The sequence below is a fragment of the Paenibacillus sp. FSL R10-2778 genome, assembly GCF_038593035.1.
Lineage (GTDB): Bacteria > Bacillota > Bacilli > Paenibacillales > Paenibacillaceae > Paenibacillus_AQ > Paenibacillus_AQ odorifer.
In genome coordinates this window covers 5,229,363-5,246,828 of record NZ_CP151956.1, presented here as the reverse complement: position 1 = coordinate 5,246,828, position 17,466 = coordinate 5,229,363, and the positions used below count along the sequence as shown (strand labels likewise).

Below are 17,466 nucleotides of genomic sequence, written 5' to 3'. Positions count from 1 at the left end.
TTAGTTGCGATTTAGAGATAAAGAAGGTCCGAAATTTCTAGGAGGTGCACAGCATGCCATTAACACCGCTCGATATACATAACAAGGAGTTTTCTCGGAGACTTCGCGGTTATGATGAGGACGAGGTCAACGAATTTCTGGATCAAGTGATCAAGGATTACGAAAGTGTCATCCGTGAGAACAAGGAACTGCAGAATCAGCTTTTGTCTATTCAAGAGCGTCTGGATCATTTTGTGAATATTGAAGAAAGTTTATCGAAGACGATCTTAGTCGCTCAGGAAGCGGCGGATGATGTGAAGAACAACTCCAAGAAGGAATCCCAGCTCATTATCAAGGAAGCGGAGAAAAACGCCGATCGGATTATTAACGAAGCGTTATCCAAATCCCGTAAGGTTGCTATTGAGACTGAAGAATTGCGCAAGCAAGCTTCGATCTATCGCACTCGTTTCCGGACATTAGTGGAAGCTCAGCTGGAGCTGTTATCACAGGATGACTGGAATGCCTTAGAGAGTCGTGAGGCGAGCGAGAATGTAGCTTTCAAGGATGATGTTCTTCATCGCATCTAAAGGTTTCAGACGATAATTGGCTAAATAGAGGGAGCTATTCCCTCTATTTTTATTTTCCGATAAAATAGACCATAATAAAGTGAACTCCATGCGCAAGTACGCTCATAATAGCTAGATTGGGCGAATGGTTGTTGACATTTAGATTCAAAAAGTCTATAAATAGAACATATCTGTATAATGTTTATATGTATTCGATGACGGGACAAGTACGACAAGGTAACGTTCTCCAGAGAGTCGGCGATTGCTGCGAGCCGATTGTTCGAACCCTGCCGGAAGATCTTCCCCTAGAAGTTAAGCTGAAGCGTTGATCGTGCGTAAGCCTAACCGTCTGCCGGACGTTACACCGGACCTGTGCACAAGATTTACGCGCAGGACTGAGATTGTGCTGAATACACTCCCCTTAAGGATGTGCTCATGCGCAGAATTAGGGTGGTATCGCGAGCGTCGTCTCGCCCCTTTGGGGGTGGGATGACGCTTATTTTGTTGTTCCGGGGCGGCCATCCCCCTAAATCCCCCTTTCTAAGGGGGACCCCAAGGGCTGCTGCCCTCTGGACACCCGCAAAGTAAAGCCTCGTGCAAACTAGGTACGGTGGTGGAAACGAACGGATTCATGTGGCTGAAGGAGCGGCCCTTCTTAGGCTCCCCTGGCGGGTTCGCCTGCGGGGCCTTTACGGCAAGAGCGGTGCGCGACCAGCTGCGCAAGGTCGCGTATGGCGCCCCGAGCGATTGCTGCCCTGCGGGATCGCGGCTCGGGAGCCAGGGCAAGAGCGGTGAGCGACCAGCTGCGCAAGGTCGCGTATGGCGCCCCGAGCGATTGCTGCCCTGCGGGATCGCGGCTCGGGTGCCCGGGCAAGAGCGGTGGGCGACCAGCTGGGCAAGGATCGCCCAAAGATCGAAAAGAGCTTTATAGACTAATCCATGAAAGGATTGACCATCACATGCAAAAAGTAGATGTCAGAGAAAAGGCGCGGGCAAGAGATGTCCGCATATTAAAGAAATGGAGCGACGAAAATACGTTCCGCAAGTCCATGGAGAACCGTGAGGGACGTCCAAATTATGTATTCTATGAAGGTCCGCCTACAGCAAACGGTGCGCCGCATATCGGACACGTGCTGGGACGGGTAATCAAGGATTTCATCGGTCGTTACCAGACGATGAAAGGTTACCGCGTGGTACGTAAAGCGGGCTGGGATACACACGGTCTGCCAGTAGAACTAGGCGTACAAAAGAAGCTTGGCATCTCCGGCAAACAAGAGATCGAGGAATATGGCGTAGAAAAATTCATCCAGGAATGTAAAGACAGCGTCTTCGGTTATGAGAAGCAATGGCGTGAATTTACAGAAGCAATCGGATACTGGACGGATTTAGATAATCCTTACGTAACCTTGGATAACACCTATATCGAAAGTGTATGGAACATCTTGGCTACAGTGCATGAGAACGGGTTGCTTTACCGCGGACACCGTGTTAGCCCGTATTGCCCGAGCTGCCAGACTACACTAAGCTCACATGAAGTTGCTCAAGGCTACAAAACCGTTAAGGATCTCAGTGCGACCGCGAAGTTCAAGCTGGATGACAGCGGAGACTACGTATTGGCTTGGACGACAACACCTTGGACCTTGCCAGCCCATATGGCGCTAGCTATGAACCCGGACATGGATTATGTACGTGTGCAACAAGAAGATGGTGTGTACATCGTTGCTAAAAACTTGGTCGAAGAAGTAATGAAAGGTGAGCACACAGTCCTTTCTACACATAAAGGTTCCGAGTTTATCGGTAAAACTTACGCACCTCCATTCGGATATATTAAGGCAGAGAAAAGCAATGTTATCGTAGGCGCTTCTTTCGTTACAGATTCCAGTGGTACAGGGATCGTACACATGGCACCAGCACATGGTGAAGATGACTACAAGACTTGCCGTGAGAATGGCATCAGCTTCGTAAATGTGGTTGATAATTCCGGTAAGTATACAGATGTAGTCTCTGATTTTGCGGGACGTTTTGTTAAGGATTGCGATCTGGATATCATTAAGGTTTTGTCTGAAAAAGGATTGCTTTACGGTAAAGAGAAATACGAGCACAGCTATCCGTTCTGCTGGCGTTGTGATACACCACTTTTGTATTACGCAACAGACAGCTGGTTCATCAACACTACAGCGATCAAAGATCAGCTGATTGCTAACAACAACAGTGTGGCTTGGTACCCTGAGCATGTACGTGAAGGTCGTTTCGGGAAGTTCTTGGATGAACTGGTTGACTGGAATATCAGCCGTAACCGTTATTGGGGTACACCCCTCAATGTCTGGGTATGTCAAGAGACGGGCAAAGAGTTTGCACCACACAGCATTGAAGAGCTAAGAGCGATGGCGATTGGTGAGGTTCCTGAAGATATCGAACTGCATAAACCTTTCGTGGATAAGATCAAGCTGCGCAGTCCGTTTAGCGAAGGTGCAGAGATGGTTCGTACATCGGAAGTGATCGACGTATGGTTCGATAGTGGCTCGATGCCTTTTGCACAAAGCCATTATCCGTTTGAGAACGAGGATAAGCTGGATGATCAGTACCCGGCAGATATGATCTGTGAAGGGATCGACCAGACCCGTGGATGGTTCTACAGCTTGCTTGCAGTATCCACCTTGTTCAAGGGTAAAGCTCCATATAAAGCAGTTATTGCTCACGGTCATATCCTCGATGAGAATGGTCAAAAAATGTCTAAATCCAAAGGCAATGTTATTGATCCTTGGGAAATCATGAACGATTACGGCACGGATGCTTTCCGTTGGGCTATTTTGTCCGACAGTGCACCGTGGAATAATAAACGTTTCTCGCGTGGTCTTGTAGGTGAGACGAAATCTAAAGTAGTGGATACGCTGGTAAATACACATGCCTTCTTGACGCTGTATGCGGGCATTGATGGTTACGATCCAGCCGATCATCCTTTTAAAGTATCAAAACATAAGCTGGACCGCTGGATTCTGTCCCGTCTGAACAGCTTGATTCTTTTGGTGGATAAAGGGCTTGCGGTAAATGACTTCGTGAATACGTCTAGAGCTATTGAGAACTTTGTGGATGAGCTGAGTAACTGGTATATCCGTCGTTCCCGTGACCGTTTCTGGGGGAGTGGCCTAGGTGAAGATAAACTGGATGCTTACCGTACGTTGACTCATGTGCTTTTGGCGACAGCAACTTTGATGGCTCCATTTACGCCGATGTTGTCCGAAGATATCTTCACGAACCTTGGCGGCGGAGAAAGTGTGCATTTGGCAGACTACCCGGTTGCTGACGAGAACTTGATCGATAAAGAGCTGGAAGAGGATATGGAAAGTGCAAGACAGATCGTTGAGTTGGCGCGTAACGTACGTAACGAAACAGGCATTAAGAATCGTCAACCGCTGTCCGAGCTGATCGTTTCGATGAACCGTGACTTCCATTTGGCTGAGTATGAAGAGATCATCAAAGATGAGATCAACATCAAGAACATCGTGCTGGAGAACAGTGACAGCGGATTTGTTGATTTCACACTCAAGCTGAATCTTAAGGTAGCCGGTAAAAAATACGGTAAAAATGTAGGCTTCCTGCAAGGCTTCCTGAAAAGCCTCGACAGTGATTCTACCCGCAAAGCGGTACAGGACGGTAAAATTGCAATTGCGACACCTGAAGGTGAAGAGCTTGTAATCACTTCTGAAGAGCTGCTTGTTGAAAAACAAGCCAAAGCAGGTTTCGCCGCAGCTTCCGGATATGGAGTTACGGTTGCGCTCAATACCGAAATCACGCCTGAGCTTGAACAAGAAGGCTGGGTTCGTGAGATCATTCGTGCGGTTCAAGATTACCGTAAACGTCTGGATCTGCCGATCGAGAAACGGATCGCACTCACTTTGAAGTTAGATGATGAGCTAAAAGCAGCTGTTACAGCATTTGACAATGTATTGCGAGACAATGTTCTTGTGACTACGGTTGATTTTGATGGAGAACATGCTTTTGAGACGGTAGAAGTCGGTGATAAATCCATCGGTATCCATATCGAAGCATAATTCTGCATTACCTGTCCCAAAACAGCATATACTAGCGGCATAAGTGTAAACGGAGATCTTCCGTTTATGCGGGAAATATAGTCTTTATATTTCGGCGCAAAACTAACGAGTCCCGAGCTTAAGGAGATGAATTCTCTTTGGCCGGGCTCGTTTACTTTGTAGCGAAGGAAAGACATATGAGAGGAGCCGTAGCTGTGGAGGGAAATAAGAGGAGAATCTCCATTAAGACATCCGGCAATAAGAATAACCCAGACAAGGAAAGGGAGAATAAGGCTTTTCCTGAAGTTAATCCAGAGTATCTAACAGCAGATCCGCGTAATCCCGAGGATATTCCGCTGGAAGAAAAAATGAATACGATGTACCGTTTGACCTTTGAGTGGGCTCATATTTTGGAAAAATCCCGAATTTATCAATATACGGATCTGCTATATTCACCTTGGCGGTTGATTTGGAGAAATATTTTATTTGGAGCAGCTCGGGGAGTTGGGATTGCACTGGGTTTTACTTTTTTTGCGGCAACGATTATTTATATCCTTCAGGGACTAGGGGCGCTCAATCTACCGATCATTGGTGATTATATTGCGGATATTGTGCGGATCGTACAGCGTCAGCTAGAATTCAAATAGTCATCGAAACGGTAAGATTAAAAACAGCGAACCATTCCTCAAAACTGGAACAGTACGCTGTTTAAATATTTTTGTGTAGGGGACATCTGTGTTTAGTCTTCGTCGAGAGGATCTAGGCTATGGGTTGCCTCGTCACTGTCCAAATAACGCTGGTAGCTCCGTCCCGGCACTACAATTAGATTGTTGCCCGTGATATCAGTGGCGATAAAGTTCTCCCAAGGCTCTACGCAGCCTTCCAGCTCATCGGCTTCAATCTCCATATCATTATAAGAATCAATATTGTTGCCCTCCGCCATGGCGGGAGAATTCGAGGTACCCCAGCTTTCAACAATCTGCCAGGCATCCTCACCGTCAAAACCGTTTTGATCGTCGCGTTCATCCAGACTGGTTCGTCCAAAAGGTGGAGATAACAGCTCCTCTTCCACTGGACGAGTGAAAGGTGCGTTTTGCCGCGGGTTGTGCTCTTTACAATAAAGTGTGGAAGGGATGGCAGATAAACGTTCAAAAGGGATCGGCTCACCACTAGCCTTGCATATCCCATAGGTGCCATTATCCATAGCGGATAAAGCAGCTTCAATATCGTCCAGCTCATGCTCGTCCCGCTCTAACAGTGAAATGTCCATGGAGCGATTATACAAATCGGTGGCTGCATCTCCTGGATGGTTGTCATTCTCGGAAAGTTCACCGGAGCCATCCCGCATGGATTCATCTAAGCCGTAATGTTCATTATTCTGAAGCCTGTGCTGAATCGTATCCCGATCTTTTTCCAATCGTGCGCGTAGCTCTGAGAGCTGCTGTACTGTCAGGTGCGTCATAATGAGAAAGCTCCTTTCTGTACCTTTTATAAGAATCATTCTGACTTGCCTGATAACACCGGATGGTTCTTCTGTTAGGTTGACCGGAGAGCAGGGATTTTAGCGCTGGAAAATAGTCCCCAAGATTGAACTTAGCGGATGTCCCGCAATAGACGATTCTTTAAGGGCTGTGCTACAATATACAAGTCTTTAAACAGTATTCGTACCGCATTTAGCGGGAAAAATAAGAACGGAGTGACAACTTCTGTGGTGTACTATTTGATTGCTCTTATTGTATTTTTGGTGGATCAAGGGACAAAGTATCTTATTGCTACACGTCTGGAGATCGGAGAACAGATTTCTGTTATCGGAGATTTTTTCCTGATTACCTCTCATCGCAATCGCGGGGCTGCTTTTGGGATTCTCGAAGGTCAGCAATGGTTCTTCTTTCTAGTTACGGTTGTAGTGGTTAGTGGTATCGTTTGGTATTTGAACAAGACTAGACACTCGCGGAAGCTGTTATCTGTTGCCCTAGGGCTTGTACTGGGTGGAGCTATCGGTAACTTCCTGGACCGGATTATCAATGGTGAGGTTGTTGATTTCCTTCTGTTCAATTTTGGGAGCTATAGCTTCCCGATTTTTAACGTGGCGGATTCTTGTATTGTCATTGGGGTTGGATTGATTCTTTTGGATTCTTTTCGTGACCTTAAGAACGGCGAAGAAATTACGGAAATAAAAGAAGTAAAAGAAGCAAAGGAAGTAAGAGAAGGGAATGAATGATTTGAATAAAGACGTCAATCACCAAGCGGCATCTACGAGCGAAGAAGAGAGGGACGTCACGGAATGGACCGTTTCGGCAGAGAACGCGCGGGAGCGAATCGATAAATATATTACGGAATCATGGGAAGAAGAAATTTCCCGTTCTCAGGTGCAGCTGTGGATCAGCGGCGGTAACGTTACGGTTAATGGCAAGCCAGTGAAAGCCAACTATAAGTTATCGGAAGGCGACGTGGTTAGCGTTGTTGTCCCTGAAGCAGAAGTAACCGATTTGATCGCGGAGAACATTCCTCTTGAAGTTGTATATGAAGACAGTGATGTCATTGTGATTAATAAACCCCGGGGCATGGTTGTGCACCCAGCTGCGGGACATCCGTCAGGCACCTTAGTAAATGCGCTGATGTATCACTGTAAGGATCTGTCCGGCATTAACGGTGAGATTCGTCCAGGTATTGTCCATCGGATCGATAAGGATACCTCTGGTCTTATCATGGTGGCTAAGAATGATGCCAGTCATGCCTCGCTTGCCGCACAGCTTAAAGAGCATAGTGTTACGCGCCGATATATTGCAGTCGTACACGGCAACTTGTCGCATGATAAGGGCACTGTTGACGCACCGATTGGCAGAGATCCACATGATCGCAAGCTATATACAGTAACCGAAAAGAACAGCAAGAAATCCGTGACCCATTTTACAGTAATGGAACGCTTCGGAGATTGTACACTGCTGGAGCTGCAGCTGGAGACTGGCCGCACGCATCAAATCAGGGTACATATGAAGTTCATTGGCCATCCACTTGTAGGTGATCCGATATATGGACGCAGCAAGGGCACTACGATGAATGGACAAGCGTTGCATGCGGCGGTGCTTGGATTTGTTCATCCTACCACAGGTGAATATAAAGAATTCAGCAGACCTATTCCAGAGGATATGGAAGAAGTGCTGTTCACACTACGCAGCAGATAAGTACAAATGAAGTGATAATTAGTCTATGGTATTGAACACTACTTTACGGCATATTTAAAAACATAAGGATAAAGAAAGGGTAATGCCTTATTCTTTATCCTTATTTTTATAATGAAACGGATATCCGGAAACATACGCCATCCAAGGGACGGCGAAGCCGTTTCTTTTAAAAGTAGAATAGATATTCAGGAGATGAGATGACAGTATGAGTATTGAACAATACCAAGATAGCTTCATTCAGACTAATTTTGCAGACCGCATCGGCGGTGCCAATTATGGCAAAGACACTTCGATTTATAAATTCGAGAAAATCAAACGTGCTAAAGCATCCGCAAAACAGGATTTTCCTAACATTGAACTAATTGATATGGGCGTAGGCGAGCCGGATGAGATGGCTGATGCGGGTATCGTAGCTAAGCTTGCTGAAGAAGCAGCGAAGGAAGAAAACCGCGGATATGCGGACAATGGAATTGCCGAATTCAAGACTGCTGCTGCTGAATATTTGCGGGAAGTTTTCCGGGTGGAAGGAATTGATCCAGACACGGAGGTAGTTCACTCCATCGGATCGAAGCCTGCGCTGGCTATGTTGCCATCTTGTTTCATCAATCCAGGTGATATCACGATTATGACCGTGCCGGGTTATCCAGTCTTGGGTACACATACTAAATATTTGGGTGGACAAGTATTTACAGTGGAGCTGAAGAAGGAGAACAAATTCCTTCCAGATCTGAATGAAATTCCGGAAGACATTGCTCGTAAAGCTAAGCTTCTTTATCTAAACTATCCAAACAATCCAACGGGCGCTAGTGCCACTCCTGAGTTTTTTGCTGAGGTCGTTGCATGGGCGAAAAAATACGATGTAGTGGTTATTCATGACGCACCTTACGCTGCCTTGACCTATGACGGTTTGAAGCCACTTAGCTTCCTCTCCGTTCCAGGTGCAAAGGATGTGGGTGTAGAGCTGCATTCTCTTTCTAAGTCTTACAATATGACGGGCTGGAGAATTGGTTTTGTGGCTGGTAATCCGCTAGTGGTTAAAGCCTTCAGCGATGTGAAGGATAATAACGATTCCGGCCAATTTATCGCGATTCAAAAAGCAGCGGCTTATGGTCTTGCTCATCCGGAGATTACTGAAGCGATTGCGGATAAATACTCCCGTCGTCACAACCTGCTGGTTGATGCACTGAACAGCCTCGGCTTTAAAGCTGAGAAGCCAAAAGGTTCCTTCTTCCTGTATGTCGCTGCACCTAAGGGAATCAAAGACGGCCGTCGCTTTGAATCCGGTGAAGATTTCTCCCAATTCCTGATTCGTGAGAAGCTGATCTCCACTGTGCCTTGGGATGATGCAGGCCCGTTTGTTCGTTTCTCCGTTACCTTTATTGCTAAAGGTGAAGAGGAAGAGAGACGTGTCATCTCTGAAATTCAAAGACGTCTTAGTGATGTGGAATTTGAGTTTTAAGCATTGTTATTGAAATTAATGAGGCTGTCCCAAAAGTAGTGAATTCTACTTGGGGGCAGCTTCTTTTTTATGGAATAGGAAATGTTGTAGATGTTACTGTGCCCTATGACTATATGCCACGTGTTGTGTTCTGTGTTTGTGAGAAGTAAAGAGTGGGTTTTAAACTAATTAGGGAAAAACTCCCTGAAATTAGCCGATATTCGCTCTAAATGTACGAAATCAGGGAAAAACTCCCTAATAATTAGGTGGTTTTCTATATTAATCACTGAATCGGCCAACAATTAGGGAAGGTATCCCTAATAACAAGTCTGATGAACAGAAATCACTGAATTTCAGGGAGAAATTCCTTAATTCTATATAAGTACCTCACCGATTGCATCATTTTCAGCATTACTAGGTGCACCTTTTGAATCATTTGGAGATTAAGTAGTGCTAAGAACATAAACGGGGCTGTCCAAAAAGCGATGAAATGGCTACTTGGGACCAGCCTCGTTTTTTATGCAGATATACTGACTACCGCTTCCCCCTTGTTGTTAATAGAAGTAAGGAAGAGAAGTGCAAAAGTTTAGGCAGAGAAAGTTGACATGAGGGGGTTGTTCTGTCATAATTCTTGTTAAATGAATAGCGCCTTTAATTCAGTCCTGTGAGGCTGGCAAGGTAACGTGAATCGAGGTTCGCGACTCTTAGAAAGGTATCCGTGTGTAAATACGGAACTGTCTTTTTATGCGCGCGGCCGTCATCTTCCTCATCTGCGGATTTCACTCCTTGCCTGTTATAGGCAAGGAGTTTTTTGATTTCCGGGAACTTGAATAGGCGAACAAGCTGGAGGGTGACAAGATTATGGTTACTGAGAAAAATGTCATTATGGATGAAACGGCGATCCGCCGGGCCTTATCGCGTATTGCTCATGAGATTTTGGAGAAGAACAAAGGTATCGAGAATTGTCTGCTGGTCGGCATTCGGACACGAGGTGTGTATCTGGCACAACGTATCGCTGAGCGCATCAAGGAGATTGAAGGCGTAGAGATTCCATACGGTGAGCTGGATATCACACATTACCGGGATGACCGTGAAGTGGAAGGCAGTGAAGCAGTAGTGAAGAGCAACGTCGTTATTACTTCAGGAAGTGCTGGCATCCATGATCAGAAAGTCATTTTGTTCGATGATGTACTTTACACCGGACGCACCATCCGCGCGGCGATGGACGCTTTGATGGATTGCGGACGCCCACGAATGATTCAACTGGCAGTACTGGCTGACCGCGGACACCGCGAGCTGCCGATCCGGCCGGACTACATCGGTAAGAATGTACCTACCTCAAAGCACGAGCAGATTGAAGTGGCGCTGAAGGAATACGACGGCAAAGATGAGGTCTACATTATTTCAAACCGGGAGGAACGATAACATCATGACACTTACCAAGGTAAAGGAACGTAGTCTGCTGGGAATCAAAGAGCTTGACCGGTCGGAAATTATCCAACTGCTTGACAGAACAGCATTTTGGGACAATCAAAGTGAAAAGCTAACGCCCATCTTGAACTCCCATTTTATTTCTAACATGTTTTTTGAGAACAGCACACGCACACGCTTCTCTTTCGAGATGGCAGAGAAACGACTAGGTGCGCAAGTACTTAATTTTACGGCTGCAGCTTCTAGTGTAGAAAAAGGGGAGTCGATCTACGATACAGTGCGCACACTGGAATCGATGGGGATCGATGCCGGAGTTGTGCGTTTGAAGCCTGCAGGTGTGCTGCAGCAGTTAGCTGAGAAGGTGACTATACCGCTTATCAATGCGGGCGACGGCAACAATGAACATCCTACGCAGGCGCTGCTTGATTTATACACCATGACCAAAACCTTTGGGGAACTAAAGGGCCTGACAGTCTCCATCATTGGGGACATTATGCATAGCCGCGTAGCGCGCTCTAATCTCTGGGGGCTTACGAAAATGGGAGCCAAGGTGCAGTTCTGCGCACCGGATAATATGAAGGCTCCTGAGCTTATGGAGTATGCGCCTTACGTAACTATGGAAGAAGCTCTTAAAGCGGATGTTGTAATGATGCTTCGAGTACAGCTTGAGCGCCATACTTCCGGCATTAAGCTGTCTGCTGAAGATTACCGTAGCCACTATGGTCTAACAGAAGAGCGGGCAGCTAAGCTGGCCAAAGACACAATCATTATGCATCCAGCTCCGGTTAACCGGAATCTAGAGATTGATGATGCAGTAGTTGAGTGCAGTCAATCGCGGATTTTCCCGCAAATGTCTAATGGCGTACCGGTCCGGATGGCGGTTCTCGAAAGAGCTTTACTATAAGCTTACAGAATGCTAACGTATAGAGACTAATAAATATACACAAAGATGAATTTTTATTATATAATAACGAGAGGGCCCGCAGCTGTGATCTGAGGGTAAAGGTAGAATCATGACAGTGATTATTAGAAACGCCAGCGTATTGAATAAGGAAGGCTTGCTTGAGCGCAAACACATCGAACTTCAGGAGGGTGTGATCTCGGCTATAATCGACGGAAATGAAGCTATCGGAGAAGCCACGGAGATTATTGATGCTGAAGGTAAGCTGCTCATTCCGGGACTCATTGATATGCATGTGCACTTGCGTGAACCGGGATTTGAACACAAGGAAACAGTGGAAACCGGAAGTCGCTCAGCTGCTAAAGGCGGATTTACAACCATTGCATGTATGCCAAATACTCGTCCGGTGACAGATAGCCCGGAGATCGTGCAATTTGTGAAAGACAAGGCGCGTGAAGCAGGACTAGTTAAAGTGCTTCCTTATGCAGCCATTACGAAAAATGAGCTTGGACGTGAGTTGACGGATTTTGCGGCGCTCAAAGAAGCTGGAGCTATTGGTTATACAGACGATGGTGTGGGCGTACAAAGTGCTCAAATGATGAAAGATGCAATGAACATCGCAGCATCGCTCGATATGCCAGTCATTGCCCACTGCGAAGATAATTCGCTGGTTGAAGGCTGCTGTGTAGCTGAAGGTGAGTTCGCTAAGAAGCATGGCCTCAAAGGAATTCCGAATGAGTCAGAAGCGATCCATGTTGGACGTGATATTTTGCTGGCAGAAGCGACAGGCGTTCATTACCATGTATGCCATGTCAGTACTGAACAGTCGGTGCGGCTGATTCGCCAAGCAAAAGAGATCGGCATTAAAGTAACTGCTGAGGTATGTCCGCATCACTTGCTTCTTGCTGAAGACGATATTCCAGGCCTGGATGCCAATTGGAAAATGAACCCGCCGCTGCGCTCCCGCCGCGATGTTGAGGCGTGTATCGAAGGGTTGCTTGATGGCACACTAGATATGATTGTTACAGATCATGCGCCACATAGTGAAGAAGAGAAGGCGAAAGGAATGCAGCTGGCACCTTTTGGTATCGTTGGATTCGAGACAGCTTTCCCACTCTTATACACATCATTTGTAGAAACAGGAAAATGGGATTTATCCTTACTAGTACAAAGAATGACTGCTGATCCTGCACGGGTATTCAGATTGAACACCGGGGTTATGGAGATCGGAGCTCCTGCAGATTTGACACTGATCGATCTGGAGCAGGAAAAAGAAGTAGATCCAAGTTCCTTCGCAAGCAAAGGACGTAACACTCCTTTTGGCGGCTGGAAGCTTAAGGGTTGGCCAGTAAAAACTTGGGTGGACGGCAAAGCCGTATGGACTGAGAAAAACTAGCGGACTGGTGAGGCGAAATTGCTGATCTTTACAGATCAGCAATTTGAGCGCGTACACTCCGGAAGGCATGCAAGGCATACGTATTAGACTACAGAACATGAAGGAGTGGAAGGGAATGCAGGCGAGATTGCTGCTTCAAGACGGAACTTTATTTACAGGTACCGCATTTGGCGCTGAAGGTGAAAAGACAGGCGAGGTTGTTTTTAACACAGGAATTACAGGATATCAAGAGGTGCTGTCTGACCCTTCATATTGCGGACAAATCGTTACCATGACGTACCCATTGATCGGGAACTACGGGATTACGCGGGATGATTTCGAATCTGTTCGACCTTTCGTACACGGTTTTGTAGTGCGTCGTCATGAAGAAGTTCCAAGTAACTGGCGCGCAGAATACAGTGTGGACGACCTGCTGAAAGAATATGATATTCCTGGAATCAGCGAGATTGATACCCGGATGTTGACGCGGATTATTCGCCACTACGGAACAATGAAGGCGATCCTGACTACCTCTAACAAACGTGTAGAGGAATTGATGGAAATGATGGGCGACACTTCAATTGAAGAATTGCGCAATCAGGTAGCTCGCACATCTACTCCAAGCATGTACAATAGTCCAGGAACCAAAGAGCGCATCGTCTTGGTAGATTACGGCGCGAAGGCTGGCATCTTGCGCGAGTTGAACAATCGCGGTTGTGATGTTGTAGTTGTACCTCATGACGTAACCGCTGATGAGATTCGTCGCCTCAATCCAGATGGTATCCAGCTGTCCAACGGCCCTGGGGACCCGAAAGACGTCCCACACGCAGTGAAGACGATCTCGGAATTGCTTGGTGAATACCCAATCTTCGGCATCTGCTTAGGTCACCAGCTGTTTGCACTGGCTTGTGGCGCGGATACAGAGAAGCTGAAATTCGGGCACCGTGGCGGTAACCATCCGGTTAAAGAATTGGAGAGCGGACGTTGCTTCATTACTTCTCAGAACCATGGCTACACAGTGAATGAAGATTCTGTGAAGAGCACGGATCTAGAAGTTACTCACATTAATAATAATGATAAGACCGTTGAAGGACTTAAACATACCCGTTACCCTGCATTTTCAGTACAGTACCATCCAGAAGCAGCACCGGGACCTCATGACAGCAGCTATTTATTCGATCGTTTCTTACAGATGATCGCTGATCATAAAGCTAACACACCTGTAAGCTCGCGCCAGGCGCAGCTTGCGGCAAACGCCAGAATCACGGCGCCAAAACCTACAGTAAAACAGCTTGAAGCCGTGAAAGGAGCTCTATAACATGCCTAAGAATGAAAAGCTTAAAAAAATATTAGTAATTGGTTCTGGACCGATTGTTATCGGGCAAGCCGCAGAATTTGACTACGCCGGAACTCAGGCCTGTCAGGCCCTGAAAGAAGAAGGCGTGGAAGTTGTGCTGATCAACAGTAACCCAGCGACTATCATGACTGACACCAATATGGCTGATAAAGTTTATATCGAGCCGATTACCCTTGAATTCGTAACTGGCATCATCCGCCAGGAGCGCCCGGATGGCTTGTTGCCAACTTTGGGAGGACAGACAGGTCTTAATATGGCTGTAGAATTGGCTCGTGCAGGAGTACTAGAACAAGAGAATGTTAAGCTTCTAGGTACCCAGCTTGAATCCATTGAAAAAGCAGAGGATCGCGATTTGTTCCGCGATTTGATGCGCGAATTGGAACAGCCTGTACCAGAGAGCACTATTATTACCACAGTAGATGAAGCGATGAAATTCGCTGAGGAAATTGGTTTCCCGCTGATTGTACGCCCAGCCTATACGCTTGGCGGCACCGGCGGCGGGATCTGCGACAACGAAGAAGAGCTGCTTGAGACTGTCAAAGCAGGTATTCGTTATAGTCCAATTGGACAATGTTTGGTGGAGAAAAGTATTGCCGGCATGAAGGAAGTTGAATACGAGGTTATGCGTGATGCGAATGACAACTGTATCGTTGTCTGCAACATGGAGAACTTTGACCCGGTAGGTGTGCATACGGGTGATAGTATCGTTGTGGCACCTAGCCAAACGTTATCCGATCGTGAATATCAAATGCTGCGCAGCGCTTCACTCAAAATCATTCGTGCGCTGAATATCGAGGGTGGCTGCAACGTGCAGTTCGCACTGGATCCGCAAAGCTATCAATATTATGTAATCGAAGTAAATCCACGTGTCAGCCGCTCTTCGGCTTTGGCTTCGAAAGCAACCGGTTATCCGATTGCCAAAATGGCTGCCAAAATCGCGCTTGGTTACACACTCGATGAAATCGTCAATCCAGTTACTGGACAGACCTATGCTTGCTTCGAGCCTACACTTGACTATATCGTAAGCAAAATCCCACGCTGGCCGTTCGACAAATTCATTCATGCGAACCGTAAGCTGGGCACACAAATGAAAGCAACTGGAGAAGTTATGGCCATCGGTCGTACCTTTGAAGAGTCCATTCATAAAGCAATTCGTTCCCTGGAAATCGGTGTACACCGTTTCCGTCTGCCGGGCGCTGAGGATCTGGAAGAAAGCGTCCTGCGTGAACGTCTGGCAAAACCTGATGATGAGCGGTTGTTCTTGATCGCTGAAGCTTTCCGCCGCGGATTTGGCTTGCAAGAGATTCAAGACATTACTAACGTAGACTGGTGGTTCCTGTCCAAAATCGAGGGACTGATCAACTTTGAAGAGGTCATCCGTGGGGATGAAAGCTTATCAGAAGAAACCTTGTATCAAGCTAAACGCAGAGGTTTTACAGACCGTGCGATTGCTGAGATACGTGCAGAAGGACAAGCGAACGGTAAATACACCAAAGAAGCTGATGTACGCGCGCTTCGTTTAGAGCGAGGATTAACGCCTGTATTCAAAATGGTAGATACCTGTGCAGCTGAGTTCGAAGCTTCTACACCTTACTACTACTCTACTTATGAGACTGAAAATGAGGTCATTCATTCCGATAAACAAAAGGTTATCGTGCTTGGATCGGGTCCAATCCGGATCGGCCAAGGGATTGAGTTCGATTACTCCACTGTGCATGCAGTGTGGGCGATTCAGAAGGCAGGTTATGAAGCGGTTATTATCAATAATAACCCTGAAACTGTATCTACCGACTTTAATACTTCGGACCGGTTGTATTTTGAACCCTTGTTCTTTGAAGATGTAATGAACGTAATTGCGCAAGAGAATCCGATTGGGGTTATCGTACAGTTCGGAGGCCAAACAGCCATTAACCTTGCTGCACCACTAAGTGCGGCTGGCGTTAAGATTCTCGGAACTAGCCTAGACAGTATTGACGAAGCTGAAGACCGGAAGAAATTCGAAGCTTTGTTGGCTCGTCTGGATATTGCCCAACCAAAAGGGAAGACGGTTATCAACGTAGATCAAGCAGTAGAAACTGCACAATCGCTTGGATATCCGGTGCTGGTACGTCCTTCCTATGTACTAGGTGGACGCGCAATGGAAATTGTATATAATGATGCGGAATTGCTTAGCTACATGGTAGAAGCGGTTAAGGTGAATCCGGAGCATCCGGTATTGATTGACCGTTACATGTTAGGTAAAGAGGTTGAGGTAGACGCAATTTGTGACGGTGAGACGGTAGTTATTCCAGGGATCATGGAGCATGTTGAGCGTGCAGGTGTTCACTCCGGTGACTCCATCGCTGTATATCCTCCGCAATATCTGGATGAAGGTCTGAAAGCAAAAATTGCTGAGATCACAATCAAGATTGCTAAGGAACTGAAAACGATTGGTCTGGTCAACATCCAGTTCGTTATCTATCAGAATGAAGTGTACGTAATTGAAGTAAATCCACGTTCATCGCGTACGGTTCCATTCTTGAGTAAAGTAACTGGAATTCCAATGGCGCATCTGGCAACCAAAATCATTCTCGGTGGCAAGCTGAAAGATGACGGTTATACAGAAGGTCTATGGCCGGAAAGTGATTATGTATCGGTTAAAGTGCCGGTATTCTCTTTTGCCAAGCTGCGTAGAGTAGAACCAACGCTCGGACCTGAAATGAAATCGACGGGTGAAGTTATGGGCCGCGATAAATTGTATGCAAAAGCTTTGTATAAAGGTCTAATCGGGGCAGGAATGAAAATTCCAGCAACCGGCGCTATCATCGTTACAGTGGCAGATAAAGATAAAGCAGAAGCTGTAGAGCTTATGAAAGGCTTCCACTCGCTGGGTTACAAGATCATTGCTACCGGAGGCACCGCTCAAGCGCTTGAAGAAGCAGGTCTCAACGTAATGAACGTGAACAAGCTGGATGAAGGTGCGCCGAACATTCTCGATTTGATTCGTGGTGGGCAAGCCAACTTCGTCTTTAATACACTGACTAAAGGGAAAACACCAGAGCGTGATGGATTCCGTATCCGTCGTGAAGCGGTTGAGAATGGCGTCGTATGTATGACATCACTCGATACAGTAACGGCACTGCTCAGAATGCTGCAGACGATCAACTTCTCGTCACAGTCCATGCCTGCTTTTGTCGGTCAATTAAACTAATCTCATAAAGATG

The 17,466-nt window shown here is 46.5% G+C and carries 12 protein-coding genes and 1 other annotated feature; of the genes, 11 read left to right on the top strand and 1 reads right to left on the bottom strand.

Annotated features, from left to right (window positions below; all coding sequences use genetic code 11):
* Positions 1 to 53 precede the first annotated feature (53 nt).
* The 3 genes from NST40_RS23655 to NST40_RS23645 all read left to right on the top strand — a co-directional run bounded on the left by NST40_RS23655 (position 54) and on the right by NST40_RS23645 (position 5,223).
* Entirely contained in the window at positions 54 to 566 is a 513-nt protein-coding gene (locus NST40_RS23655; protein ID WP_051491297.1) for a DivIVA domain-containing protein, read from the top strand.
* A 185-nt stretch (positions 567 to 751) separates the two neighbouring features.
* Positions 752 to 1,026, top strand: a binding site (T-box leader).
* Between the two features lie 478 nt (positions 1,027 to 1,504).
* Positions 1,505 to 4,597 carry an isoleucine--tRNA ligase gene (gene ileS, locus NST40_RS23650; protein ID WP_076185244.1) on the top strand — a complete coding sequence of 1,031 codons (3,093 nt, stop codon included), beginning with the start codon at positions 1,505 to 1,507 and terminating at the stop codon, positions 4,595 to 4,597.
* A gap of 329 nt (positions 4,598 to 4,926) precedes the next feature.
* On the top strand, positions 4,927 to 5,223 hold the full coding sequence (locus NST40_RS23645; RefSeq protein WP_051491300.1) for a DUF5665 domain-containing protein: 297 nt from the start codon (positions 4,927 to 4,929) through the stop codon (positions 5,221 to 5,223).
* Positions 5,224 to 5,315: 92 nt separating this feature from the next.
* Here NST40_RS23645 and NST40_RS23640 read toward each other — a convergent pair whose 3' ends face one another.
* Positions 5,316 to 6,038: a TraR/DksA C4-type zinc finger protein gene (locus NST40_RS23640; RefSeq protein ID WP_076098553.1), complete on the bottom strand. Its 723-nt coding sequence runs from the start codon at positions 6,036 to 6,038 to the stop codon at positions 5,316 to 5,318.
* Positions 6,039 to 6,284: 246 nt separating this feature from the next.
* Between NST40_RS23640 and lspA the strand changes: the two genes are divergently transcribed.
* The 8 genes from lspA (at position 6,285) to carB (ending at position 17,453) form a co-directional block, all read left to right on the top strand.
* Entirely contained in the window at positions 6,285 to 6,797 is a 513-nt protein-coding gene (lspA, locus tag NST40_RS23635) for a signal peptidase II (RefSeq protein WP_036683603.1), read from the top strand.
* Entirely contained in the window at positions 6,790 to 7,761 is a 972-nt protein-coding gene (locus NST40_RS23630; RefSeq protein WP_076192046.1) for an RluA family pseudouridine synthase, read from the top strand. Before lspA ends, NST40_RS23630 begins: the two co-directional genes overlap by 8 nt.
* A 205-nt stretch (positions 7,762 to 7,966) precedes the next feature.
* Positions 7,967 to 9,220: an LL-diaminopimelate aminotransferase gene (locus NST40_RS23625; protein WP_076098555.1), complete on the top strand. Its 1,254-nt coding sequence runs from the start codon at positions 7,967 to 7,969 to the stop codon at positions 9,218 to 9,220.
* 840 nt (positions 9,221 to 10,060) lie between these two features.
* Positions 10,061 to 10,624, top strand: coding sequence for a bifunctional pyr operon transcriptional regulator/uracil phosphoribosyltransferase PyrR (gene pyrR, locus NST40_RS23620; protein WP_036683379.1), 564 nt, complete (start codon positions 10,061 to 10,063; stop codon positions 10,622 to 10,624).
* A 4-nt stretch (positions 10,625 to 10,628) separates the two neighbouring features.
* The gene (locus NST40_RS23615) at positions 10,629 to 11,534 is read left to right on the top strand and encodes an aspartate carbamoyltransferase catalytic subunit (RefSeq protein WP_076219141.1); all 906 of its coding nucleotides are present in this window, start codon (positions 10,629 to 10,631) and stop codon (positions 11,532 to 11,534) included.
* A gap of 109 nt (positions 11,535 to 11,643) precedes the next feature.
* Positions 11,644 to 12,927, top strand: a complete 1,284-nt coding sequence (locus tag NST40_RS23610) for a dihydroorotase (RefSeq protein ID WP_076276759.1) — start codon at positions 11,644 to 11,646, stop codon at positions 12,925 to 12,927.
* Positions 12,928 to 13,042: 115 nt separating this feature from the next.
* Positions 13,043 to 14,224: a glutamine-hydrolyzing carbamoyl-phosphate synthase small subunit gene (gene carA, locus NST40_RS23605; protein WP_051491286.1), complete on the top strand. Its 1,182-nt coding sequence runs from the start codon at positions 13,043 to 13,045 to the stop codon at positions 14,222 to 14,224.
* Between the two features lies 1 nt (position 14,225).
* Positions 14,226 to 17,453 carry a carbamoyl-phosphate synthase large subunit gene (gene carB, locus NST40_RS23600; RefSeq protein WP_076185242.1) on the top strand — a complete coding sequence of 1,076 codons (3,228 nt, stop codon included), beginning with the start codon at positions 14,226 to 14,228 and terminating at the stop codon, positions 17,451 to 17,453.
* Positions 17,454 to 17,466 lie beyond the last annotated feature (13 nt).